Source organism: Sphingobium sp. JS3065, assembly GCF_026427355.1.
Lineage (GTDB): Bacteria > Pseudomonadota > Alphaproteobacteria > Sphingomonadales > Sphingomonadaceae > Sphingobium.
Genome location: NZ_CP102665.1, coordinates 932,382 through 956,464, shown reverse-complemented (window position 1 = coordinate 956,464; position 24,083 = coordinate 932,382). Strand labels below are relative to the sequence as shown.

The following is a 24,083-nucleotide window of genomic DNA, read 5'->3' as shown; positions in this document are numbered from 1 at the left end:
GAGGGACGACTAGCATCCGCTTGACACCCGCTAATGTGTCGGGACAATTTTTCGAACGTGCGTTCTGCAGCCCCATGTCGCCCGGCCCGCGAGCCCCATCACCGAATAGAAAAACACCGATGTCGGCTACCATGACAGAACCTGCCAATTGACATGACATCAGGGACGGCAGTTTTGTCCCAGCCTAGTCGTTGCGGTTCGATGTATGGCATCCGCAAACGTCCGGTTTCGGAGATGAACATCGCGCCAATAGGCGTCGGGGAATGGCGCGATGCGGACGGGATGTTGATTGCCGTTGAGAAGTGACCCGCCTGATGGTTATGTTTCGGATGTCATATGTGGGTCAAGGTGCGGGTTTCTCCTTTCTGGGTCTGGCCTGCTGGGCCGAGCTGTTTTTGAACCGGAAGCTGTCGTTGCCGGTCTCCAGGATGTGGCAGTAATGGGTGAGCCGATCGAGGAGCGCGGTGGTCATCTTCGCGTCGCCGAACACGGTGGCCCACTCGCTGAAGCTAAGGTTCATGGTTATGATGACGCTGGTGCGCTCGTATAATTTGCTCAGCAGGTGGAAGAGCAGCGCGCCGCCGGAGGCACTGAACGGCAGATAACCCAGTTCGTCCAACACGACGAGGTCCGAGTGGACGAGCCGGTTGGCGATCTGCCGGGCGCGCCCCTGGGCCTTTTCCTGTTCCAGGGCATTGACCAGTTCGACCGTGGAGAAGAAGCGGACCCGCTTTCGATGATGCTCGATGGCCTGAACGCCCAGCGCCGTGGCGACATGGGTCTTCCCGGTGCCGGGGCCGCCGACCAGCACCACATTGTCGGCGACGTCGATGAAGTCACAGCGGTGCAACTGGCGCACCAGCGCTTCATTGATCTCGCTGCTGGCAAAGTCGAAGCCTGCCAGATCACGATAGGCCGGGAACCGCGCAACCTTGAGCTGATAGGCTACGGATCGCACCTCGCGTTCGGCCGTCTCGGCTTTCAGCAACTGGGAGAGGATTGGCACCGCCGCCTCGAAGGCGGGCGATCCCTGCTGCATGAGGCCGGTCACGGCCTGGGCCATGCCGGGCATTTTCAGGCCGCGCAGCATCACGACGAGGGCGCCGGTAGCGGGATCATGACGCATGACGGTTCTCCCCGCGCAACGCATCGTAGCGTTCGACATTGGCCATCGGCTCGCTGACCAGCCTCAACGCCTGCGGCGCCGTCACCGGAGGCGTCGAGAGCGGTTTTCCATCGAGCAGCCGGTGCAGCAGGTTGAGGATATGGGTCTTAGTCGGAACGCCGGCGTCCAGCGCCATGGCTACGGCGGTCAGTACCGCCTCTTCGTCATGCTGCAGGACCAGCGCGAGGATCTCGACCATTTCCCTGTCGCCGCCGGGATTGCGCAGCAGATGCCGTTGCAGCCGCTGGAAGGCCTCGGGCAGTTCGAGGAACGGCGCGCCGTTGCGCAGGGCGCCGGGCTTTCGCTGAACCACTGCCAGATAATGACGCCAGTCATAGACGGTGTGCCCCGGCCCATCATGGGATCGGTCGATGATGCGCTGATGCTCGCATATGACTTGCCCTTCGGCGACGGCCAGGAAGCGATCGGGATAGACCCGCATCGGCGGCGTGCACACCAAGCTGCAGGTCGCCCACTTCAAGCTCAGCTACAGCCGCGCCTTTCTCGTGCGGGCCTATTTGCTCCAGACCCACGAGATGCTGTTCGATGCCCATAATCATGCGTTCCGCGTGCTGGGTGATGTTCCGCGCCGGGGCATCTATGACAATATGCGCACCGCCGTCGATAAGGTCGGGCGCGGCAAGGAGCGCAACGTCAACAATCGCTTCCTCACCATGGTCAGTCATTATCTGTTCGAGGCCGAGCTCTGTAATCCGGCAGCAGGCTGGGAAAAGGGCCAGATCGAGAAGAACGTCCAGGATGCCCGGCATCGGCTATGGCAACCCGGCTGCTCACATGAGGGTCTGCCACATGAAAGGAGGTGACAGGCTTCAGCCGCCGCAGCACCCGAAAGTCGACATGCGCGCCCAGCGCCTCAGCCGCCTGCTCATGGCGATCAGTCATCGCGACCCTTGCCTCGCTGCCGCCCCATCACGAATCCTCTATCACCCTGAACACGGCGCCATTGCCGGCATCGCGAACAAGATCGACCCGCCGCCCATCCCAATGATAGTCTAGGTGCCGGCCTTGGACGGGTTTGGAAGCGCAATCGGGATAGAATAGCGCGACGCATTCTCCGCCAGCCTGCCGGACACTCGGATAGGCCAAGCCGTCCGAGCCTTTGCGGCGCAGTTTCGTGGCCAACTGTTGAGCGATTTCGTAATTGTTGGGGTCAAGACAGGAGGCAAATTCCTGATCGTCTCCCCGAAGGTCATGAAGGCTGGCATCCACCCTCAGCACGACCTCTCGAAATTGCGATGTCCATCCCGCGCGCTCAGCCGTCCTCGCCATGAAGCGCGCATGGTGATGAATGGTTTCGAAGAGCGCAGTCTCAAAACTTCGGGCGATATAGAGGACGCCATAGCTGCCGTCCGAAAACCGACTGGGCCGGTCAGGACTGACATGTGTAAATGACGCCATCAAATAGGATGCACCGACGCCGCCAATCCGCCTTTCGGGAGGAACAAGGTCGATATTCCCTATGGTTGCCATGATGCGCGGGTTCGTCTTCTGCTCCGCCGACAGGATCAGAGGCCAGTCCGCCGGATCCGCAATATCCTCGAACAGGTCGATCGGGGGATAGGCGCTCCGGATGATCCTGACTGCCGCTTCCCATTCAACCCGGTTTACTGGGGGAAAATCTCCCGTCGTCACCAGCCGCCACGCTCCGCATCGAGATAGCGCCGCACCCGCATGATGTCCGTCAGTTCCCCACCCAGCATGACCTCAACAGCGCTTGCGCCATCGAAGGCGGCATTGCTCGCCTTAATCCAGTCATAGCCTCGTTGCGGTTCCTGGAAAATAAGGCGGAGCGCCTTGTGAATGCCCATAAGATTGGAAAGACGAGCGAGCCCATCTCGCGACAGCCGCCCGGGCCCCTCTGCCTTCCAGCGCCGAAACGTCCGCACGGGCATATCCGTCAGCACGGCAGCCTGCTCGTCCGTCAGCCCCCATCTTCCGAAAAGATTGAGGGCCGCGCGAAACATGGCCTGCCCTTCAGCCTGGGTCAAAGGCTCCGGCCGGAACGGAGCCGGGAGGGTATCAACAGGTTGTAGCTGAGCCATCAGTGTTCTCCATATGGCATTATATATTATTTATGCTGCCATATGGCAATACCCTACCTATTCATGCCTGCGCGTGCCGTTTTGCGTCCGTCAACCTTGGGAAGCCGACCGCCAAATGTTCCTGCACGGGAATCTCTGGAGGGGTCTCAGATGTCGGCGGCAATCCTTCACGTCCCGAACTTTGGCCGTATCACCTCAGCCCCGACCCTCAGCTTGACGAGGTAATCCGACCACCACTGCGCCATTCGAACGCGCTCGTCCCAGTGAGCGCCACGATGATAGGCTGCCCGAACGCTATCGCGCTCACGGTGCGCCAGCGAGCGTTCGATCGCGTCAGGATGCCAAAGGCCGCTTTCATTGAGAAGCGTGCTGGCGATCGATCGAAACCCATGCGAGGTCATTTCCTCGTTTGTGAAGCCGAGACGTCGGAGTGCGATGTTGAGCGTATTTTCGCAAATCGGCTTGAGGAAGGTCTTGTTTGCCGGGAATAGGAAATCCCCGGAATTCCCCAGGGCCTTGAGCTCTCGAAGCAGTTCGATCGCCTGCTTCGAGAGGGGGACGGCATGGGGTTTGCGCATTTTAGTGCGTTCGGCTGGAACACGCCAGACCGCAGCCTCGAAATCGATCTCCTTCCACTGCGCCTTTCGCAGTTCGCCTGGGCGAAGATAGACATGCGGGGCCAGCTGGAGCGCGATCCTCGTCTCGATCTTCCCGCCATACCCATCGATGGCGCGCAGCAGCTCGCCGACCTTCGCCGGCTCCAGCAAGGCCGCATGATGCTTGACCTTTGGTGCAATGAGCGCGCCCCGAAGAATGTCGGACGGGTTATGCTGTGCGCGCAGGGTCGCCACGGCATAGCGGAATACACGGCCGGAGAATGAGCGCGCACGGATCGCTGATTCGTGATGACCTTTCCTCTCGAGCCTCTTGAGCGCCTTGAGGAGTTCATGCGCCGTGATGTCGGCGATCGGCCGGTGCCCGATCGTTGGTTGCAGGACGTCCCGGAACCAACGCATTTTCTTGAGCGTAGCCGCCGCCTTTCCTTCCAGCTCCATCTTCTCGATGAATTCGTCCGCCACCACCTTGAACGTGGTTCGGGCCGCAATTTCGGCCTCGATCTTCGCCTGTAGCCGGGCCGCCGCCGGATCAACGCCCTCTTCCAGCTGCTCGCGCGCTTCATCCCGCTTCTGGCGCGCCTCCTTGAGGCTGACATCGGGATAGCGGCCCAGCGCCATCTTCTTCTCGATACCATGAAACCGGAACTTCACCCGCCAGAGCAGAGAGCCGTTCGGGTTGACGAGCAGGTAAAGTCCCTTGGCGTCGGCGACCTTATAAGCCTTTTCCCTGGGTTTTAGCGCATTGATCTGGATCGTGGTCAGCATCTGGGGGCCTCGACTCAAAATTGCCGAAAAGGCCCCCAATTCGAGGCCCCCAAATCACCTGGATGGAGGTGGACAGGTGGGGGCCTCACCGGAAAGCCGATGCCCGATTATACCAGATTTTCCGTGGTTTTTCGAGGCTTTAGCCCGCTCGAAAAGGACGTTCCTGGTGCCGCTTACGTGATGCGGTCAGGAAGTAGTCCGCAAGTGCGGAAAGTCCGGAAATGCCTGTGTTTTCAGTGTCACGCCATAAATGAGTTTGTACCCCCTTCTTGTACCCTCTTCAAGCCTGTGAGAATCTCTGTGCTCATCGGGACCACGGGGGGACCGGGAGCGACGTAGGAACTAGGTAAATGAAGCACGTATCGGCCAAAGAGTTTGCGCCCTTCACGCACAAGCTGAGCGAGGGCAAGGCCGAGTTTATGGGAGATGGTATATTCGTGGTCCTCCAATTGGACCCGATTGCCAGGAAGCGGCAAAATGTCGTCCTCTCCAAAGACGATTTGGCAGCCTTGCGGGCTCTTCCTGGTCTCACGGTATCTTTGGAGGAGGGCGTAGCAGAATATGCGGGGTCCGGCGTTTGGGGTGTCTTTCAAGACGACAACACAACCGGAAAGCCGCAGAACGTCTTTTTGACTGAGCAGGACTTGGAGGCCCTTCTGGCTGCCGCTTGATCGGGAGGGCGCATGTACGCTGATATGGTGTTCCAGGGAATAGGCGGGCTCGTCCTCCTAGCGGTGGTCGCCTGGGCTGGCTGGCGCTGGAGGTCTCCGAGCAGGACCCCAGAGCCGAGCATGGCGCTTCCTGCTGATGCGTGTCAATCGGCCCCGGATATTCACCCCTGATAAGCGCCCAACATTGACCCCCTGATAGTGCGCCAGGATCGTCGGCATGGGGGTGAGGCGGCGGAGGGCGTAGCCCGGAGCCGGCTCACCCCCATGCCGATGGCGTTTCTCCTGGGCTATCAGGCAGCTTCGCGGTTCTTGAAGCGCCAGCTCTCGTTGCCGGTTTCGATGATATCGCAATGGTGCGTCAGCCGGTCGAGCAGCGCGGTGGTCATCTTGGCGTCGCCGAACACCGAGGGCCATTCGCCGAACGCGAGGTTGGTGGTTACCATGATCGAGGTCTGCTCGTAGAGCCGGCTGACCAGGTGGAACAGCAACTGACCGCCAGACAGCGCGAACGGCAGATAGCCCAGTTCGTCGAGGATCACCAGGTCGAGCCGGGACAGATGATCGGCAATGCGCCCCGCTTTTCCTGCGCGGGTTTCAGCTTCGAGCCGGTTCACCAGGTCGATGGTGTTGTAATATCTGACCCTGGCGCCGGTGCGCACACAGGAGCGTCCGATCGCAATGGCAAGGTGGGTTTTTCCGGTCCCGGTCCCTCCGACCAGCACGGCATTGCGCTGGTTGGCCAGGAAGGCGCCGGTGGCCAGATCGCGCACCAGCCCTTCGTTGATTGGCGTTTCGGCAAAGTCGAACGCCGTAATTTCCTTGGCCAGCGGCAGCTTGGCGATCGTCATCTGATATTTGATCGAGCGCGCCTGCTTTTCGTCGATCTCGGCCTTCAGCAGATCACCGACCACGCGGCTTGGGCTATGTTGTCGCTTCACCGCATCGGCGATCACCTCATCATAGGCGTGCCGCATGCCCGCGAGCTTGAGCGTCCCCATCATCTCCAGTATCTCATGGCGTTCCATAGAACCTCCTCAGGCTATCGTAACGGGCGCAGTCGGCGACGGGCTCGTGACGGAGCCGGAGCGCCTCGGGCGTGGCGATGGTCAGCGGCGCCGATGGCTGGCGCTGACGGGTCAGGATATTGAGCACGACATCGCGGCTGACGGTGCCGCCGATCAGCGCCTCGGCGCACGCTGCCTCGACCGCATCAAGCCCATCGCTCAGGACCGCCGTCAGGATGCCGACCATCTGGCGGTCGCCATCAGAATGGCCACTCAGGCGGCGACGTACCCGCTCGATTGCGGGTGGAAGCGCCCAGTCCTTGAACGGTGCGCCGTTGCGCAGCGCGCCGGGCTTTCTCGCCAGGACAGGGACGTAATGCCAGGGATCATAGATCGTCTGGTCACGGCCGAACCGGCGGTCATGTTCGCCGACTATCTCGCCTTCCTGCCGGATGACGATGCGGTGGGCATAGGCGTGGATATCCACCGGCCGCCCCGCTGCCGCCGCATGTACCGAGTATTTATTATAGTCGAACCGCACCAACAGCGTCTTCGATACCGACGCGGGCAAAGCGTGGAAGCCGTCGAAGGGTCCGCGATAGGCGATCAGGGCGGGACGGTCCGCGGTCTCGAACACCTCCCAGACCGTCCGGTCCTTCAACTCGGGATGCGCCGCGTGCTTCGCCCGCGTGACACAGCGATCCTCCAGCCATGCGTTCATCTCGGCGTAGCTCTTGAACCGCAACCGGGGTGTGAAGAAGCGTTCGCGCACCAGGCCCACCTGATTCTCGACCTGGCCTTTTTCCCACCCCGACGCCGGCGTGCAGGCAACCGGCTCGACCAGATAATGCCCGCACATCTGTTGGAAGCGGCGGTTATACTGGCGCTCGCGACCGGCAAAGATCGCGTCGACCGCCGTCTTCATGTTGTCGTAAATACCGCGCTGGCAGGCGCCACCGAAGAAGGCGAACGCCTTGTCATGAGCATCGAAGACCATCTCCTGGCTCTCACGCGGATAAGCCCGCACGTAGAACATCCGGCTATGGCAAAGCCGCATGTGCGCGACCTTCACCGTGGTCGTCGCCCCGGCAATGACGACGATCTCATGGCTCCAGTCGAACTGGTAGGCTTCACCAGGTGCGAAGCTCAGCGGCACATAGGCCGCCGCTGTCACCGCTGAGCGCTCTCGATGCCAGTTTGCCGCATACCGTCGGACCGCGTCATAGCCGCCACGATAGCCAAGACCCTGCAACTCCTCGAACACCCTGACCATCGTCAGCCGCTCGCGCCGGACCTTGTGGTCGTTCGCCTCCAGCAGCTTGTTCAGATCGGAGGCCCAAGGCCCCAACTTCGGCAAGGGCTGCACGCTGCGTTCGTATGTGAAAGCCGTCTCGCCCGAGCGCAGCACCTTGCGAACCGTGTTCCGCGAAACGCCAAGGTCCCGCACGATCTCCTTGATCGACTTGCCCTTGACGAAAAACTCGCGCCGGATGCGCGCCACCGTCTCCACGATCAGCATCTCCCACCCGCTCCCGCAGCAAAGTGCAAGAGCCTGAACCGCAACCGTTCAGGGGGTCAACTTTGGACGCCCATCACCCCAAAACTGGGGTCAACATTGCAGGCTTATTCACACTGAAAGTGGGGCCGGCTCGGTCCGGCTGACATCGGGATGCTGGTAGCGCTGGCGGTCGAGCTCGGCCAAGGCAGCTTCGGCTTCCTGCCGGCCGTGTGAGCCGAAAAAATCCAGCTTGCCCACCTCTTCCAGGCGCTTTTGGAGTTTTGCGATGTCCGAGCCGCTTGCCGGGCCTGTTTGCAACAGGCGCTGTGCGGCCTGAGCAATCTCGTCATAATCAGCGTCGCGGGCATTATCGAAAAGGACGCGAACGTCAGCGTCAGATTGGCCTGCGAGGAGTTGCGCTTCGATGAGCGTCGCCTCCCCTCCGCTGGCGATGATCTCCTCAAGCAGTTCACGGAAGGCGAATTCGGCCTCGGGCGATCGGGGAAGAACATGCACCGCATTCTTCAAGGGCACCGCCCCTATCGCCTGCAATCGCCGCCATATCTTCACGCGCAGATAGGGTGGCTTCGCGGGAAGCTGGTGCAAAAGCGCGAGCCAAGGGCTGGTTCCGGTGAAATTCATGATGCATATGTATCATAGACCTCGATTCGTGGAAATAGCTATACCTATGAAAACTCGCTTGGCCCTGAAGCTGCCTTTGTCGGCGTGGCTTGCCTGCTGCGCAGCACCTGCCCTTGCACAAGAGGACGGGTTCTCGCTCAACGGAAGCGTGAGGCTTCGCTTCGAGGAAATTGAAGGTCAGCCCCGCGCAGGGTTTGACAGCGAGGACAGCCTGTTCAACATCCGCACCCAAGTGCTTGGAGAATATCGAAGCGGCGCTTTCCGAGTGGGGGCAGAGCTGTTCGACAGTCGAGCCGATGGTGAGGACTCAGGGACGCCGATCTCCACCAATGAGGTCAATGCGCTGGAACTGGTGCAGGCCTATGTCGCTGCCGAAATCGCCGAGCCTTTCGGCAAGGGGACCAAGCTGGGGCTGACGGCGGGCCGGATGACGCTCAACCTCGGATCACGACGACTAGTGGCCGCCGACGATTATCGCAACACGACCAATGGCTATACCGGGCTGCGCGCAGACCTTACCGCGCCAAAGGGCTTAAAGGCCACCTTTATCTACACGCTGCCGCAACAACGCCGCCCCGACGATCGGGAGGGCGTCACGAACCATCGCGTTCGGTTCGATCATGAAGGCTTCGATCTGGTGCTGTGGGGCGGCGTCGTCAGCAAGACGAAGGCCTTAGAGCCAGATCCGAAAGTTGTTGAGCAATACCAGCCTGTTGTGATTCACGCCGTCCTTGCGAAGAGATGGAGTGCCCCATGGCATGGACTGGTATTGCCCGGCGGGAGCATAGCCGGGAAGGATTGAGATATCCAACCGATATGACGGATCGGGAATGGGCGTTGGTTTCGCCTTTTATTCCTCCAGCCAAATCCGGCGGTCGCCGCCGAACGACCGACATGCGGGAATTGTTGAATGCGCTGCTCTATCTTGCCGGGGGCGGGTGTGCGTGGCGCATGCTGCCCAAATGCTTCCCGCCGGTCTCGACGGTGCGGCGCTATTTCTACGCCTGGCGCAATGCTGGATTGTTCGAGGCGATCAACACGGTTCTGGTGATGAACCTGCGTGAGATCGAGGGACGCGACGCCTCGCCCAGCGCTGGGGTGATTGACAGCCAGAGTGTGAAGACCACAGAATCCGGCGGCCCCACGGGCTATGATGCAGGCAAGAAGATCAAGGGAAGGAAGCGCCATATCCTCACTGACACTTGCGGCTTTCTGATCTTCATCCTGGTCCATGCCGCAGACATCCAGGACCGGGACGGTGCCGTCGATGTCCTCAAAGCAGTGCGCCAACGCTTTCCTTGGCTACGACACGTCTTCGCAGACGGCGGCTATGCAGGGGACAAACTCAGAGACGCACTGGCCTCGATGGGAAAGTGGACTGTCGAAATCATCAAGCGGTCCGACGCTGCCAAGGGCTTCCATGTCCTACCCCGCCGGTGGGTGGTCGAGCGCACTTTCGCATGGCTCGGCAGATGTCGTCGCCTCGCCAAAGACTGGGAGGCATCCATCGCCTCATCAACTGCTTGGACCCTCATTGCCTCCATACGCATGGTCACTCGACGAACCGCAAGGTATTGCTATGCTTGATAAACTTCTGAATCGGACACTTAGGGCCAGCAGCAGCGGAGCTGACCTATTTCCATCTGGGTGAACATGACAGGCCGGGAAGGCCAACGCGCGACCGATCGCTGGATACTTTCGGCGGACGCATCATCCGCGAACCGGAGACAAGAAAGTTCGATTATGAGTTTGAGGCCTTCTACCAGACCGGCAGCATCAGTGGGTCCTTGGCAGCCACTGCGCAGCGTCAATCGGTAAGCGCCAGCTTCGTCCATGCCGATGCGGGATATAGTTTCCCTGGACCATGGAAGCCGCGGCTGTCCGTCGAGTTTGACCGGGCGAGTGGCGACCGCGCAGGAGGAGATTACGGTCGGTTCGATACGCTGTTCGGGATGCGTCGTGCAGACCTTGCTCCTGCGGGGCTCTACAATGCCGTGGCGCGTGCCAACATCGTGACGCCCGGCGTTCGGCTGGAGGCGACGCCGGACAAGCGCTGGGACTGGTTCGCGGTCTATCGGGCGATGTGGCTGGCATCGCGAACCGACGCCTTTTCGACCACAGGGGTTCGGGACAGCAGCGGGCGTTCCGGCAATTTCGCCGGCCATCAGATCGAAGGCCGCGTACGCTACTGGATTATCCCGTTACGGCTTCGGTTCGAATTTGACGGGCTGCTACTCGCCAAGGGGAGGTTCCTGCGCGACGCGCCCAATGCGCCTCCAAGGAAGTGGACCCGCTATACTTCCTTCAATTTGATGGCGAGTTTCTGAAGAAATGGCCGCACTGCACTCGAGCAGATCAACCCTTCACGCATTGCTTTCGGCAAACTTAAAGGCGTTTCGAGAAAGCGGTCAGTGGCAGCTTCACCGAGTTGGGCTACCTCGAAGATGCCATTCGCCACATTTTCGCGCGCAGGGCACATCCTTCCAACATTAGCCGTTCGCCGTCGGGCCCGCGAATGGCAGAAAAGTCCAAAAAGCGGACATGACGACCGGCCTTCAGGCGGCAATGAAATGGCCGCTATTGGGGAGCGCCTTTTGGCCGCTGAGCGCCAATTCTCGCCGTTCGCCGGCTCATTTGGATTTCCCGGAAGCGGTCATTCGTTCGGATTTTCGCTGCCCATCTGGAGATAGAAGGCTGCCGGTCAGCCGCCGACCAGAAATTGTCATTAACGTGATTGATCGGTTCGCTCCAAACCTGACGCTATCGAGCGGCCCAGTTTTCCGTCAGATAGGGCGCGCCAGCGTGACGGAATTGGCGAACGTGCGGGTACGATCCCCTGCTACTTGCACCAATCGACGTCATTTATATTATGAGCTAAACTTCCATACTGAAACTAGACATCGGAATTTTCTCTGGCTGAGCCTTCGCTTATTTCGTCAAATTGATCATCTTCATATTTCAGCCACAGCAAAAGTATCCCCAAAAAAACAATGCCTAGTTTAATTAGCTCTACAACTACTCCCACTGATTGCCATCGGTATATTGAGTAGGTGAAAGTGATTGCAATCGCGCAACCAATTGACCAGTAGATTAACTGGCGCGCCCAAAACTTGTTGCTTAAAAAGAACCAACAGACGGCAGTCCAAATGCATGCCTTGGTTGCTGCATCAGCGAGTCCCAAGATATGCAGAATTAGCCAATTCACAAAGAACCCCCGATGATTGAAACGTCGTTCCTTGCGTATCCTAGCAGTGGAATCGCTGCAATGAGTACCTGATGGCATCACGGCGGATGACGAATGGGTACCTGCTATCCGCGTCTGAGCTTCAAAAGCCGCCTGTCCGCAAACCACCCGCATCGTCGTTCCCGTCCCGCGGATCACCGCGTGCCGCCTGTAAGCCACTGGTCCGGTTCAGGCGAGGAAAGCCGCCCAGCGGCATGCGACCAATTGCAGACGTTAGACGCCGAAACTCCGTCTCTAACGTGCCGACCGACCGCTTCCCGGATGGATGAGCGGACGAATGGCACAATACCCACCGGCTCCATGTATATCTGCGATGGCGGGGTTGCGCGATTTACGCCCCCTTAGTCACCGTTGGCATCAACCATGAAAACCGTCGGTTTGCCTCGAGATGCAGGTTCCCATCCTGCCGATAATGCGGCCCGCACTCCTCGCGAAGCAATCGCATCGTTGATGTGCAAACGCCCTTTCGGCAATCCTCTCATCAGGCGCTTGGGTGCCGGAAATTCCAGCACGGCCTGGCGCGGCATGTCTCTCTGGCGCAGAGAGACGGTCATGCCTTTCCAGCCATCGGAAGAGGATAATTGAGGTTCGCTCAGGAGTTCCCAATCATATTTGAAACCGTCAATCTCTACAGTGCCGCTGCGGCCGGGTGCTTGAAACATGTCATCCCCTTAGCATGTCGGCAGCGATACTCCATCCATGGTATCGTAGGCTTTTCTCGATGTCCTCAGTCGCCATACTGTATGAACAGACCATATGATTGAGTCCGTCGCCAACCGCCGCATAGGCTAAGTGCGGCAATCCCCCTTCTGGGAGAAGGGGGGAGGGTTTGTCCTAATCCTCCAACCAATCGGATATGATCTCCCCCTTATGCCCTTCGGGCGCTAACGCCGCGCGTAATGCTTCCAACATTGGCGGCAGGGCCTGCGTGAAAGCATAGGGCGGATTGATAATGAAGAGGCCTGCGCCGTTATAGATGCCGGGTTGCTCGCTATCATATAGCCAATGCTCAACCCGCAGAAATTTCGGGATGCCGAGCTTGCGTAACTTTTGCGTCCACTGCCAATGCGTGGCGCGGTCTTTCAGCGGAAACCAGATCACCGTCACACCATGCGCCCATTTACGGTGAGCGGCGGCGAGTGTGGCGGTGATGCGCGCGCGTTCGTCCGTTTGCTCGTAGGGTGGATCGACCACCACCACACCGCGCGCGGTGCGGGGCGGCACCATAGCCAGCCAAAGTTCGTAAGCGTCGCGTTGATGCACGGCCGCACTGGTGCCCCGCATCACGCCCCGCAATGTGTAAGCGTCTTCCGGGTGCTTTTCGTTGAGGATCAGGACATCCTGCGGACGCAAAAGCTGCGCCAGAATCTGCGGCGAGCCGGGGTAAAGGCGCGGTTCGCCACTCACATTCACCGCCTGCACGGCGGCGCGGTAGTGGTCCAGCAAAGGGTTCCGGTCTGCAACGGCCCGCAGCACGCCTTGCATGGCTTCGCCGGTACGTTGGGCCTCGTCGCCGCCAAGGTCGTACAGCCCGCAGCCGGCATGGGTGTCAATCAGGGTCAGCGGACCCGGCTTGTGTTGCAAGGTCCGCACCAGGGTGATCAACAGGCTGTGCTTTACGACATCGGCGCTATTGCCTGCATGGAAGGAATGGCGATAATTCATTGTGCTTCAAAATCCTGATGATCTGCCTTTACGAACTGCTGGACCTTCTGCAAAGCGAAGCTATGGCCGTGCCGCTATTGGCCGATTGTGCGACGGCGGCTGGCCGGTAAAGACAGATAGCTGTCCATCTGGTTGTGGCATGGGTATTGATAGCAAGTGGCCATTAGCTGTCGGTCGGCCGCCGCGCGTATATCGCCAGGTGATTTTCACCGTCCAGTGTCAGATATTGCCACTTGCCTCACTGAAAGCAGACAGTCGCCTCGCCTCCCTTCACGCCAGTTGGAGGGGTTGGCGGAGCAGGCTGATGATCGTTTCGTGCCGGCCAGCTTTCCCACCCAGGAACGGACAGGCAGCTATCGGGCCGGCCCCGCGCCGATCAGCGCGATGAGCGGCGTTCAGGGATGGGAAGGCGACTGTCGGCTTACGAGAAGGCATTGGCGGATTGCGGACGTTTCACGATGACGGATAACCCTGACCGTGAGGTTGTCGGACACGTTTGCAATCCGACAGTGTTTGTCGGACAGTCGGGCAGACACGATCGCCGCACAGCACCGGGAGCGGCGCGATCGCTAGGGATTTGCGCCATGCTCTAATGTCTATCATGTGATTACCGGCAGGGCAGGGTATGCCCTTGTCGTGCAACTCCGTCTTTCTTCATTCTCAGGGCGACGATAGGGATCAGCTATGTTAAAGACCCTATTCCTTCCGGGTGCTTCCGGCAGCGCCTCATTCTGGAAGCCGGTTGCCACCGCTGCCGGATTAGATGGCATATTTCTCGCATGGCCGGGGCTTGGCGTAGAGGCGCCCCGACAAGACATACGCGGCGTCGATGATCTGATTGCCTTGACAGCACGCGAGATCACGGAACCGGTGAACATCGTTGCCCAATCGATGGGCGGTCTGATCGCCATTCAATTGGCCCTATCTATGCCCGGTATGGTCAAGCGACTGGTGCTAGCAGTCACTTCGGGCGGCGTGCCGGTCGCGGATTTAGGCGGATCGGATTGGCGATCTGATTATTTTGCCGCGTTCCCTCAAGCCGCAGAATGGATCGCCGATCCCGTCAGCGACCTATCGGACCAGATACCCGCTATCGAGGCACCAACATTGCTTTTGTGGGGGGATGCCGATCCGATAAGTCCCGTTGCGGTTGGCGAAAGGCTGTCCGCTTTGTTGCCGAACGCCAGTCTTCACGTTTTCTCCGGTGCGGATCATGACTTGGTGCAAACACACACCATCGCTGTGGCTGCCGAGGTCAAACGTCATCTGACGGCGGATTGATGCTGACCGGTAATCAGGTGATCCCGGCGGGTGGCCCCGCATCATTCACGACACGCTGCGTCCAACCTGAGCAGGTAACATGGTTCCAGCAGGCCGGTAGGCGGGTAAAGCTCATCATGCGTATATGAAAAGCCCAAGCGGACGAGGGCGCGCTTCGACGCAAGGTTGTCCGGGTGATGGCCCGCAATCAAAGCAGAAAATCCTTCGGTTCTCGCCCACTCGATCACCGCCGTAGAGGCTTCGGTGGCAAATCCCTGTCCCCATGCATCCGCACAGAACTGGAAGCCGAGTTCGGCTATCCGCGCATTCATGTCGCGCGGGCGAAGCCCGCAGCATCCAGCCAAACGGCCGTCAGACAGGTGGAAAACAGGCCAGTATTGAATCCCATGCAACCGCCAGTTGGAAATTTCCACTGCGAGACGTTCAGCAACGTCCTCGACAGTGAATGGACCACCTGTGAGCTTTGTAACCTCAGCATCGCCCCAGATCGCTTGAGCCAGCGCCATGTCTTCATCCCGCCAAACGCCAAAGCGCAAACGCGCTGTCGCCATAAAGCTACCCCGGTCGATCACTCATTCTCCTGTTTGGTAGGGGAAAATCGCTGAATAGATAGACGAGGGCCGCGCCAAAATCTCCATTATCTGCACATGCTGGCAAACAGGCGAATCTCGCTGATCGTCACATCAATCCGCAACAGGGCGTTCCCGGTTGAACAGCCCCGCGTTGTGAGATATTATGAATAGATCATACCGACGCGAGAGGCGAACCTATGGGCGCTTATGAACGAATGACCGTCGTGGTCCCCGATCAGATGGCCGCGAAAATTCATGCCGCCGTCGAGGCTGGTGAATATGCCTCTGCCAGCGAAGTCGTGCGCGATGCAATGCGGCTGTGGAGCGAGCGGCGCGAGTTCCGCCAGGACGAATTGCTGGCGCTGCGTGAGGCGTGGGATCGTGGCAAGGCCAGCGGTGTCGCGGGCCCACTCGACATGGAAGCCATCATCTCGCGAGCGAAGGGCAAGAAGGCAGCTGCATCCGGCAATGGCTGAAATCATCATCTCGCAGCAGGCGGATGACGATTTTGAACGAATCTGGCTCAACATCGCGCTCGACAACGACGATGCCGCCGATCGCCTGTTGCGCGCCATAAACGTCAAGATAGAGCGCCTTCGCATCTTCCCGGAAATCGGGCGCGCGCGCGACGATCTCAGCCCAGGCGCGCGAGGGCTGGTCCACGGCTCCTACCTGATCCTCTATGAATATGATGCGGCGCGCGACGTGGTTACGATAGTTACCGTGGTCGAGGGGATGCGCGATCTGGATTGCCTATTCTGACGCCTATCGTGTGATTACCGACAGTCTGACTCGAGAGCGTGGACAAATCCCCGTCCCCCAACTAAGCGACACACCCGAAAGCTGCTAAAACGGCTTTCATGATCGCGCCGGTGCCCCGCGAGGGGCTTAAAAGGGAATGCGGTGCGGGTGACTGGTCACTCAAATCCGCAGCTGTCCCTGCAACTGTAAGCGGCGAGCGCGATGCACATGTGCGGACGGGAGTACCCGAGCCGCCAACCACTGGGCCGGACGCTAAATCCTGCGAGGCCTGGGAAGGTCGTGCATCAAGCTTTGACCCGTGAGCCAGGAGACCTGCCAGCGCACCGGTCGCTCTTGCCTTGGTCCAGGGGATGGTCACGGCACGGTAATTCTCCGTCTGAGCGACGAACGAGCGGTGGAGGCCGCATCGGTTCGCGTGGTGGTCGCCTCGGGCGTCCGGCTACCGGCGCACGCCGACCATCGTCGATCGTCGGCCAAGGCCTCCGGTCGTCTTTGAGATGTCTCCGCCGGGATGCCGCAGACGCCGGGGGAACGACGATGACATCGAACACACAGACCTTGGCTCTTGGCCTGATCATTCTCGCCGTCACGGGCACACCCGTCTTTGCTGCCGACGATGGCGGCGCACCCGCTTCTGGGGAGGGTGCGAACGTCGCGAGCGAGATCGTGGTCTTCGGGCGCGGCGAGGCCAAGATCGGCACCGCCCATGCCGCCAGCGAGGGCAGCGTGGCCGGATCGGATCTGCTGGTGCGTCCGCTGCTACGCGTCGCCGAACTGCTCGAGGCGGTGCCCGGCATGGTTGCGGCCCAGCATTCGGGCAGCGGAAAGGCCAACCAGTATTTCCTGCGCGGTTTTAACCTCGATCACGGGTCGGACTTCACGACCTACATCGACGGCGTGCAGATGAATTTTCGTACCCACGGCCACGGTCAAGGCTACCTCGATCTCAACGGTCTGATTCCGGAGATCATCGCGCGCGAGGATTTCCGGAAGGGGCCTTACCGCGCTGACGGCGGCGACTTTGCTCTGGCCGGCGCGGCTTACATGACCACGATCGACGGGTTCGACCGACCTTGGATCGCTGTAGAAGGCGGCTCCTACGGCGCGCGTCGGGTGGCGGCGGGCGGCACAATCAAAGGCCTAGGAACGGGCGACCTAACCCTTGCTGGGCAGGCGAAACGCTATGATGGTCCGTGGCAGGAGGCCGAACACCTGCGCCATTATTCGGGCTTCGCCAAGTACACAATGCCTGCGGGTGAGGGTACGGTGGAAGCTACGTTTCACGGCTATCGCGCAACCTGGCGGCCGACCGAGCAGATTCCCGAACGCATCATTGGTTCCGCTCAGTGCCCAGACCGCTTCTGCTCGCCCGATCCGTCAGCACGCGGCGAGACGACGCGGTTCGTGGGCAACTTTGCTGTTCGGCAGCCTGACTGGAGCGCCAACCTCTACGCTCAGTACTACGACTGGAACATGTATTCGAACCCTACATATGCCGACCCGGACGGGACGAGCGCCCAGATCGACCAGTATGATCGCCGCTGGATCGTTGGCCTGACCGCCCGTAAGCAATGGGACGTCTCGCCCGCCCTGCAACTGAGCGTGGGCACCGAAAATAGATACGACCACATCAGCAACGTCGGCGTGAAGCGAACCGCCGACCGGCAGGACCTGTCCTCGCTCGGCCGCTATCACGTCGAAGAGCGCTCAGGAGCGCTCTATGGCGAGGCGACATGGAAGCCGGTGGCGGGCCTGCGCCTGACCGGTGGCCTACGCGGCGACTACTATGATTACACGGTCCGCGCCCGCGACGCCGCTGCCGTCCTCTTGGGAGAAGGCAGCGGGCACGATTCCATCGTCTCGCCCAAGGTCTCGGCCGCCTACGAGGTGACTCCGCAGTTCGAGGTCTATGCCAACTGGGGCCGGGGCTTCCACTCCAACGACGTACGTGGCGCAGTGAACGAGGAGACTCCGGTTCCGGTCCTCGTGCGCGGCACGGGCAAGGAACTGGGCGCGCGCCTGCAGGTCGGCAGCTTTTCGCTGACGGGGACTTACTGGTGGCTCGATGTCAGCAGCGAACTGCGCTTCGTGGGCGATTCCAACGCGGTCGAACCCACGGGCGCCAGCAAGAGGCATGGCTACGAGATCGTCGCCTTCTGGCGCCCGCTACCTTGGCTCGCACTCGACGGCAACTACACGGCCAGCCATTCGCGCTACGACGATGGCGACCGTATTCCCAACGCTTTCGAGAACGCCGCCTCGGCAGGCGCCGCGATCGTGCTCGACCCATGGGAAGCAAGCATCCGCCTGCGTCATCTCGGGCCCTATCCGCTAATTGAGGACAACTCGGTACGCGACCATGGCAGCACCGTCGTCAACGCGCGCGCAGCGTGGAAGGGCGACCACATCCAGATCTACGGGGAAGTGCTGAACATCTTTAACAGCCGGGACAAGGACATCGCCTACTACTACGAGTCCTACATCCCGTCCTACGACGCCGGCGGTCCCGTCGAGGGCAGACTGAGCCGCGTGGTTGAACCGCGCACCGTGAAGGTGGGCGCCAAGTTTACGTTTTGATTATGGGCCCCCACGCGGAATTATTCCCGCGGCGGTTAAAAAGGTGCGACAAACAGGTGTTTCCGGTAACGTCCGCTTCCGAGCACCCACGTTCCTTAATCAATGACTGGCATTGGTCGCATGCCGCTGGGCGGCTTTCCTCGCCTGAACCGGACCAGCGGCTTACAGGCGGCACGCGATGATCCGCGGGACGGGAACGACGATGCCGGGTGGATAGGCGAAAGACCGCTTTAGGGAAAGGCAGGGCGGATAGCTGCCGTAAACTGAGGAAACTGGTTCCGGCTCAAATCGAGCCAGTTGCGGATATAGGCTTCAACTGCAATGACTAATCGATGAGCGATGCCCTACCCCGACAATCCGACCTCACCTCTATTCGCACGATGGTGCAGGAATATGGATCTCAAATCGGCATGTCCAACACGCCGCTATTCGGCACACCGCAAGGAGATGGTGCGCCCTACGTAGTTGTTAGCGATGCCTACTATTTCATCGTCGAAGAGCGCGGCATTGAACTGGAACGGCGGAAAACCAACGATATAGACGAATTGCTCTATTGGATATTCTGCGGAGTAACGTTCTCAATGGCTTCCGATTTTGAGCTGCGGAATCGCAAGCCGGGGGAAGACTCAAGGCGACAGCTCTTTGCCAAGCAGGAGGCGCTTTTAGGGCAGCTCTCAGCGCAGTGGAGGGAGCGAAAGCTAGAGGAACACAGGCGCATCCTGACCCGTCACCCTTTCAATGATGTTCTTGGGTGAACGGCAGCTCACCACCAGATCAAGTCATTTAGCCCTCGACTTTCCACTTGAATATGTGGCCGGTCTCAGGGCTGCGGATCGCAATAAGGAGTGACCATAAATGGTCGACTGCGGCGCGGCGGCTTCCTCTACGAGGGAAGGGCAGCTTTCCCGATTCGTTGCCAGTAACCCGCGATCCTGAGATCGGCCAAGGGCGCCATAATTTGCCGTGTGCATGAACGGCCGGTTTCGACGGTGAGGCGAAGCGCCACAAACGTCGGCTATTCAGGCGCAAGCTGCCCTTCTTACAGGCCGGGATCAGTCGATGACCAAGGTCGGTCCTTCATTCTCGATCGTCAGGCGAAGGATAGGGTCAGGCCGGTCGGCCGCCATATCCGCGCTTTGGGGCAGACGCATGTGCAGGAGGACGTCGTGGCGGGTGATGCCATCGGGCGCGAAGTCGACGAACCGTTCGCAATCGCGGGCATCCAGCGTTGCCAGAATGCGATCGAGCGACCAGCCTTCCGAGAGGAACTGACATCGATCAAGCCGGATCGCCTCGGCGGCGATCGAACTGGCGAGACGAAGCGCCGCGAGCGAGGGCCGCGCCGCAGGGGCCATGAGCTGGCGGCGCAAGATCGGCCAAAGCCAGGTCGTACCGGGTCGCATTTGCCCGATATCCTCCAGTGCGATGTGCGAGAACTGGCCGCGATTCCCCACGAGTAAGGTCTCGCGTCTTGGCGAGACATGGATCACCAGCAGAGGCGATCGGCCGAATGCGGGATGATCGAGGTCTTGATCCTCGAGCGGGATATCTTCCTTATTGAACGCAATGCAGGCCGAGAATGACCGGTCGGGCAGCGACACGCGAAGATGCTCCCCCTCGCGCTTGGCTTGCCAGCCCCGCATCGCGAACAGGCCCTCGACGCCTTCGCTGATCTGCTCGGCCAGATGGCGCGAACTCAGATCGCCACGTTCGAGGATGAGCGTCAGATAACGCGGCTTCGTCCGTCGTATCGCCGGATCGATCGGCACCTCGATCTGAGTCGGAAAGGGCATGGCGAACAAGGGTCCGAAGGGACGCCCATAATCCTCGTTAAAGATCGAACCGACATTGCGTTCAACATAGAGGCTCGCCCTCGCCCCGGGCCGAACACCTGAGCGCAGGGCTCGCGCGCCGAGCCGGCAGCATAGCTCCACCGGGTCGCGGCTGCCCCTCATATCGGCGCGAAGGAGCAGGTTGTGTCTGGCTGGCAGATCGAGGAGGGCGGCCCCCGGAACTTTCGGCTTCTCGGCCTGGGTCAGCATGTCGATCAGCGGCTCGATGACCTTGCTCGCATCGTTCCGATCGCGGCTTCCCGACGGCGTGAACAGGCTGATGGAAGGAAGTGAGAGGGCGCCTTGAAGCTCGATATCGCGCAGCAACGGTGCACTCGACACGGTTAGGATGACCACGATGGCCGGAAGATCGGACAAATCGCGGGCATCCTCGACCAAGGTGCGCCAATCGCTCTGCGCGCCGACCAGCAGATAGGTCGAAGATGGCGCGCGGGTGCGCCGGTTTGCAAGACTGTCGATGTCGATAACCTCGGCGATGTTCCGATACAGGCCCGGCCGGTAATGTTGCCGCTTGCGCAGTCGGCCGGAGAGCAGGATGGTCACATTCGGGGGCTGGTAGGACGGAGCGGGTGGGGCTGGCCGCACCGGCATCGCGTCCACCTTGAGCACACCATCGGCTGGGAACAGGTCGGGGAAGCGTGTCAGGATCGCCTGATAGGCGCGCTCCAGTTGCATGACCGTGCCGGGGCTCGCACCTCCGGCCAGTTCGACGCGGACGACGTCGCGCTCGGTCCGGACCCGGAAGATGCTCCGAACGGGAATGGCCGGCTCCTCGCCGCGCGGCGCCCCGCGACCACCGCCGGTCATGGCCTCGAGAAGCAACGGCTCGAGGATTTCGCGATCGCGCCAGCGTTCGGCGACGGCCTGCCCCGCGCGGGCATAGGCCTCAAAAGCCCTCCGGTAAATATCGGGCTTACGGCTCTCCAGGCCGATCAGCTGGACGATCTCGAAGAGCAGGAGCGGCCGGTCGGCAAGGACCGCGTCGTCGATCCGCGCGGCCAGGGCCGTGCGGAACGCTTCCCAGCCCAGCAGAATTGGCGGCTCGTCGGGCAAGGCGAAGGCCCAGAGGCTTTCACCACCTGCTTCCGCTTCCAGCGGATCGAGGAAGGTCACCGTGTCGCGCTCGGGCCACGCGACGGGCTCGAATCTCGCAATCGTGGCCCAGGCCGCGAGCTGCTGGATATAGGTCTGGTTGTCGCCGCCGTCCGCGGAGAACAAAGGCTGGAGGAACCCTACCGGTTGCGCCGTCGGGTTGAAGGCGCCAACAGCCCGCATCCTGGGCCCAACCATCGCCATCAGAGATACCCGCCATCAACGAGGAAGCGATGCACTTCATCGAGCAGGCGGCCGCCAATCTCGGCCGGATTGAACATGCGGGGCAATTGATAACCGCGCGGCTCGGCTCCCCAGGCGATGATCTGGTCCATAAGGTGGGGATCATCGAACATCATGTGCGGTCCGATGACGGCAAGGACCTGGCCGGCAAGCGGGAGCGAGTCCTCGAGCTGGACCTCGATTGCCGCGCAGCGATCGTCGAACGTCTCCTTCAAACCGCCGGTGATGAGCTTGTAATAGGAATCGACGATATTCTGCGTCAATGGCAGCTTGAGGCCCGGCCGGGGGGCCATCCAGTAATAGTCGGAGAAAGTTTCATAGAAGGCGGCCACGATCTTTCGGGGATGGTCGGTCGGTGCCACGTCGAAATCGCTGATGTCGAGCGTCTGATGGAAGGCGTCCTGATAGTGTTTATAGCCACCGCTATCGAACGGCAGCAGGCGGGCGGCCTTGTCGGCGACTGCATCGCGCAGGACGAAGCACATTCGGGCATAGCCCAAGTTCGAAGTGGCACCGCTGTCCCATTTGCGGCGATAGGCGGGACGACCGTAAAAGAGATAGAGCAGGTCCTTCTCAAAGACCTGGCACCAGCGTTTCTCGAGCTTTCCCGAGCCCAGGATACTACCCAGATGCACGCAGTCGGTAACATGGGTGAGGCCGATTCCGCCATCCAGCTCTGGCGCTGCGTGAATATAGGTGCCGAACTGGGATCCTGTCATCGAAACTGCATAACCATCCCGGGCGCTTCAGAAAAGATCAGCCATAATGTTGGCGAGAGGGCTTTCCACCTCCACCGCGAATAACCGCGTTTCGGCGAATTGGGGGGTGCGCTATGATGCTCACAATAGGGGGAGCATTTGAGAAGCATGGCGGCGAAAAAGCAGGCGAAACCGGCACCAGCGAACACGTCGCCGCCGACCGACAAACCTTGGTGGAAAAGCGTTTGGCTGAGGCTGTCCGCTGGGGTTGCCGCGCTCGCCCTTCTGCTGACCAATATCAATTCGATCTTGTCGAACGCACGGGAACTGCCCGGCGAATGGGGTAAAACTGCCGATCAGTTTTCAAGCTGGTATCATGAGGATGCCGCGTGGAATGGGCGATGGACCAACCATCCTGAAGGCTACGTTGATGAAGCCGACATGAATCTATCGAAAGATGACGTGGAGATTAGGTTATCTGTCGAGAACGGCGAAATCGACGGCACCATAGCGACCAAGGGCATTTGCGATCGGGTGCCATTCGTCGATTTCGTCTTGCTTCGTGGTGACATTTCCGGCGGCAAAACTGCACATGTCGTCGCATGGGACATATTCGGAGGACACGCCACGGACATCGCGAAGCTGAAGCTTGTGCGTGATGGGATCACAATGAAAGTCACCTTCGAAGAAGGCGCAAATCAACTGTTCCCACCCGAAGCCAAGATCGCCTTGGACCCGAATTTGGATCGAAAGAAGGTCTTCGAAGCGTTTAGTCCGGGCGAAGAATTCTGCACTGGCAAAACCCAACGCACGATCAAAGCGGCGCGCACAGCCGTCGAAAAGCTGCGACATTCTTCCGGTAAGACGCCGAAATAAAAAGCCCCCGGTCCTTTATGGCTGAAGGACAACCGGGCGTTCGGCGGCGGTGGAACTGGGCGCTAAGGCAGCAGCATAGCGTTGTGATGGGTGTCCGACAGTGCCAACGATGGGCCGCGAGGACCGGGGCGACGGTCATGTCCCGAGGTCGGCCAATCATCCGAGCCTCAAACACCGCGACATGAACCGAAGGCAGCTTTCAGGGATGTCACAAGAGGCCTCTAGCGTCGGCTGTGTTGGCGCGTGCTGCCCGGCAGCTGGCCGTCTCTAAACCGGAAGGTCGCCAATTGAGCGGGCCGCTTGCGAACCAGCGCCGCCGATGGCTGGCGAGGGTGGTTTGCAGCCTGTCGGCTTTCGGAGCATAAAGGGGGCGATCAGACACAAGAGGCCCAATCACAAATGTTTTGGGAAGCGAACCCATGGAAGGCGGGATTTTTGCGATCACGTTCTATGAAGAAGGGGTATCGCGAACGCGCAAGCTGGCCACTTACTTGGCGGCGCGCAGGCCTAAACGACTGGCCAGCGATATCTGCACTCGGAGACGACCACGATTGGGCGCGAAAGATGGGAACGGGTTTCATTGCCGAGTTTGGCGATGAAGTTTTATTTTTGATTGATCGGGATTGGTTCGGCTGGCCTGATCCGCCCCAGTGGGGACTGGCATCGTTTTATGCAGCTAGTGGTGAGTGGAAGCTGTGGGGTAATTTCTCAGATTTGCCTTCTGCGTGGACTGTTCCTGAACCGTTATATGGGCCGGAACAAACTCCCGCTTAGTCCGGTTCTGGAACAGGTTAT

Annotated in this window: 24 protein-coding genes, 2 pseudogenes and 1 riboswitch; of the genes and pseudogenes, 12 read left to right on the top strand and 14 right to left on the bottom strand. The window is 60.2% G+C overall.

The window, feature by feature from the left end:
- Positions 1 to 343 precede the first annotated feature (343 nt).
- Together istB (NUH86_RS21755) and NUH86_RS21750 are read right to left on the bottom strand one after the other, a co-directional pair.
- Positions 344 to 1,126, bottom strand: coding sequence for an IS21-like element helper ATPase IstB (gene istB / locus NUH86_RS21755; RefSeq protein WP_267252554.1), 783 nt, complete (start codon positions 1,124 to 1,126; stop codon positions 344 to 346).
- Positions 1,116 to 1,607, bottom strand: a pseudogene (locus tag NUH86_RS21750) (IS21 family transposase); the annotation flags it as partial. The pseudogene NUH86_RS21750 and the gene istB (NUH86_RS21755), both read right to left, overlap by 11 nt.
- On the opposite strand from NUH86_RS21750, the pseudogene NUH86_RS21745 reads away from it, so the two are divergent.
- Positions 1,606 to 1,950, top strand: a pseudogene (locus NUH86_RS21745) (IS21 family transposase); the annotation flags it as partial. The pseudogenes NUH86_RS21750 and NUH86_RS21745 sit on opposite strands and share 2 nt — an antisense overlap.
- Positions 1,951 to 2,095: 145 nt before the next feature.
- On the opposite strand, the gene NUH86_RS21740 reads toward NUH86_RS21745, so the two are convergent.
- The 3 genes from NUH86_RS21740 to NUH86_RS21730 form a co-directional block, all read right to left on the bottom strand.
- Positions 2,096 to 2,821: an RES family NAD+ phosphorylase gene (locus NUH86_RS21740; protein WP_267253027.1), complete on the bottom strand. Its 726-nt coding sequence runs from the start codon at positions 2,819 to 2,821 to the stop codon at positions 2,096 to 2,098.
- The gene (locus NUH86_RS21735; protein ID WP_323749031.1) at positions 2,815 to 3,228 is read right to left on the bottom strand and encodes an MbcA/ParS/Xre antitoxin family protein; all 414 of its coding nucleotides are present in this window, start codon (positions 3,226 to 3,228) and stop codon (positions 2,815 to 2,817) included. Before NUH86_RS21735 ends, NUH86_RS21740 begins: the two co-directional genes overlap by 7 nt.
- Positions 3,229 to 3,395: 167 nt before the next feature.
- On the bottom strand, positions 3,396 to 4,610 hold the full coding sequence (locus NUH86_RS21730) for a tyrosine-type recombinase/integrase (RefSeq protein ID WP_267252552.1): 1,215 nt from the start codon (positions 4,608 to 4,610) through the stop codon (positions 3,396 to 3,398).
- A 350-nt stretch (positions 4,611 to 4,960) separates the two neighbouring features.
- On the opposite strand from NUH86_RS21730, the gene NUH86_RS21725 reads away from it, so the two are divergent.
- Positions 4,961 to 5,281, top strand: coding sequence for a hypothetical protein (locus NUH86_RS21725; RefSeq protein WP_267252551.1), 321 nt, complete (start codon positions 4,961 to 4,963; stop codon positions 5,279 to 5,281).
- Positions 5,282 to 5,571: 290 nt separating this feature from the next.
- Here NUH86_RS21725 and istB (NUH86_RS21720) read toward each other — a convergent pair whose 3' ends face one another.
- The 3 genes from istB (NUH86_RS21720) to NUH86_RS21710 all read right to left on the bottom strand — a co-directional run bounded on the left by istB (NUH86_RS21720) (position 5,572) and on the right by NUH86_RS21710 (position 8,425).
- A complete protein-coding gene (gene istB / locus NUH86_RS21720) occupies positions 5,572 to 6,306 on the bottom strand; it encodes an IS21-like element helper ATPase IstB (RefSeq protein WP_267249973.1) in 735 nt (244 codons plus the stop codon).
- A complete protein-coding gene (istA, locus tag NUH86_RS21715) occupies positions 6,293 to 7,804 on the bottom strand; it encodes an IS21 family transposase (protein WP_267249972.1) in 1,512 nt (503 codons plus the stop codon). The genes istB (NUH86_RS21720) and istA overlap by 14 nt, the downstream gene beginning before the upstream one ends.
- Positions 7,805 to 7,912: 108 nt before the next feature.
- Entirely contained in the window at positions 7,913 to 8,425 is a 513-nt protein-coding gene (locus NUH86_RS21710) for a Chromate resistance protein ChrB (protein ID WP_323749030.1), read from the bottom strand.
- Positions 8,426 to 8,483: 58 nt separating this feature from the next.
- Between NUH86_RS21710 and NUH86_RS21705 the strand changes: the two genes are divergently transcribed.
- Genes NUH86_RS21705 through NUH86_RS21695 form a run of 3 tightly spaced genes read left to right on the top strand, consistent with a single transcriptional unit; the run spans position 8,484 to position 10,752 of the window.
- On the top strand, positions 8,484 to 9,227 hold the full coding sequence (locus NUH86_RS21705; protein ID WP_267252549.1) for an alginate export family protein: 744 nt from the start codon (positions 8,484 to 8,486) through the stop codon (positions 9,225 to 9,227).
- A complete protein-coding gene (locus tag NUH86_RS21700; protein WP_267249579.1) occupies positions 9,179 to 10,012 on the top strand; it encodes an IS5 family transposase in 834 nt (277 codons plus the stop codon). Before NUH86_RS21705 ends, NUH86_RS21700 begins: the two co-directional genes overlap by 49 nt.
- A gap of 11 nt (positions 10,013 to 10,023) precedes the next feature.
- A complete protein-coding gene (locus NUH86_RS21695) occupies positions 10,024 to 10,752 on the top strand; it encodes an alginate export family protein (protein ID WP_323749039.1) in 729 nt (242 codons plus the stop codon).
- 566 nt (positions 10,753 to 11,318) lie between these two features.
- Here NUH86_RS21695 and NUH86_RS21690 read toward each other — a convergent pair.
- From NUH86_RS21690 to NUH86_RS21680, 3 genes are all read right to left on the bottom strand, one after another.
- On the bottom strand, positions 11,319 to 11,807 hold the full coding sequence (locus NUH86_RS21690) for a hypothetical protein (RefSeq protein WP_267252548.1): 489 nt from the start codon (positions 11,805 to 11,807) through the stop codon (positions 11,319 to 11,321).
- 203 nt (positions 11,808 to 12,010) lie between these two features.
- Complete coding sequence (locus NUH86_RS21685) at positions 12,011 to 12,331, bottom strand: hypothetical protein (protein WP_084438946.1); 321 nt, start codon at positions 12,329 to 12,331, stop codon at positions 12,011 to 12,013.
- A gap of 172 nt (positions 12,332 to 12,503) precedes the next feature.
- Positions 12,504 to 13,334, bottom strand: a complete 831-nt coding sequence (locus NUH86_RS21680) for a 23S rRNA (adenine(2030)-N(6))-methyltransferase RlmJ (RefSeq protein WP_267252547.1) — start codon at positions 13,332 to 13,334, stop codon at positions 12,504 to 12,506.
- A gap of 684 nt (positions 13,335 to 14,018) precedes the next feature.
- Between NUH86_RS21680 and NUH86_RS21675 the strand changes: the two genes are divergently transcribed.
- Positions 14,019 to 14,615, top strand: a complete 597-nt coding sequence (locus tag NUH86_RS21675) for an alpha/beta fold hydrolase (RefSeq protein ID WP_267252546.1) — start codon at positions 14,019 to 14,021, stop codon at positions 14,613 to 14,615.
- 41 nt (positions 14,616 to 14,656) lie between these two features.
- Here NUH86_RS21675 and NUH86_RS21670 read toward each other — a convergent pair whose 3' ends face one another.
- Positions 14,657 to 15,187, bottom strand: a complete 531-nt coding sequence (locus NUH86_RS21670) for a GNAT family N-acetyltransferase (RefSeq protein WP_267252545.1) — start codon at positions 15,185 to 15,187, stop codon at positions 14,657 to 14,659.
- Between the two features lie 215 nt (positions 15,188 to 15,402).
- Here NUH86_RS21670 and NUH86_RS21665 point away from each other — a divergent pair, with 215 nt between their 5' ends.
- From NUH86_RS21665 to NUH86_RS21650, 4 genes are all read left to right on the top strand, one after another.
- Entirely contained in the window at positions 15,403 to 15,663 is a 261-nt protein-coding gene (locus tag NUH86_RS21665; RefSeq protein ID WP_267252544.1) for a type II toxin-antitoxin system ParD family antitoxin, read from the top strand.
- Positions 15,656 to 15,949, top strand: a complete 294-nt coding sequence (locus NUH86_RS21660; RefSeq protein ID WP_267252543.1) for a type II toxin-antitoxin system RelE/ParE family toxin — start codon at positions 15,656 to 15,658, stop codon at positions 15,947 to 15,949. Before NUH86_RS21665 ends, NUH86_RS21660 begins: the two co-directional genes overlap by 8 nt.
- A gap of 91 nt (positions 15,950 to 16,040) precedes the next feature.
- Positions 16,041 to 16,284, top strand: a riboswitch (cobalamin riboswitch).
- A 202-nt stretch (positions 16,285 to 16,486) separates the two neighbouring features.
- Positions 16,487 to 18,526 carry a TonB-dependent receptor gene (locus NUH86_RS21655; RefSeq protein ID WP_267252542.1) on the top strand — a complete coding sequence of 680 codons (2,040 nt, stop codon included), beginning with the start codon at positions 16,487 to 16,489 and terminating at the stop codon, positions 18,524 to 18,526.
- Positions 18,527 to 18,858: 332 nt separating this feature from the next.
- The gene (locus NUH86_RS21650) at positions 18,859 to 19,281 is read left to right on the top strand and encodes an Imm63 family immunity protein (protein ID WP_267252541.1); all 423 of its coding nucleotides are present in this window, start codon (positions 18,859 to 18,861) and stop codon (positions 19,279 to 19,281) included.
- 297 nt (positions 19,282 to 19,578) lie between these two features.
- On the opposite strand, the gene NUH86_RS21645 is transcribed toward NUH86_RS21650, so the two are convergent.
- Complete coding sequence (locus NUH86_RS21645) at positions 19,579 to 21,654, bottom strand: hypothetical protein (RefSeq protein WP_267252540.1); 2,076 nt, start codon at positions 21,652 to 21,654, stop codon at positions 19,579 to 19,581.
- 20 nt (positions 21,655 to 21,674) lie between these two features.
- On the bottom strand, positions 21,675 to 22,433 hold the full coding sequence (locus NUH86_RS21640; protein ID WP_267252539.1) for a hypothetical protein: 759 nt from the start codon (positions 22,431 to 22,433) through the stop codon (positions 21,675 to 21,677).
- 147 nt (positions 22,434 to 22,580) lie between these two features.
- Here NUH86_RS21640 and NUH86_RS21635 point away from each other — a divergent pair, with 147 nt between their 5' ends.
- Together NUH86_RS21635 and NUH86_RS21630 are read left to right on the top strand one after the other, a co-directional pair.
- Entirely contained in the window at positions 22,581 to 23,288 is a 708-nt protein-coding gene (locus NUH86_RS21635) for a hypothetical protein (protein WP_267252538.1), read from the top strand.
- A 564-nt stretch (positions 23,289 to 23,852) separates the two neighbouring features.
- Positions 23,853 to 24,062: a hypothetical protein gene (locus NUH86_RS21630; RefSeq protein WP_267252537.1), complete on the top strand. Its 210-nt coding sequence runs from the start codon at positions 23,853 to 23,855 to the stop codon at positions 24,060 to 24,062.
- Positions 24,063 to 24,083: the final 21 nt, after the last annotated feature.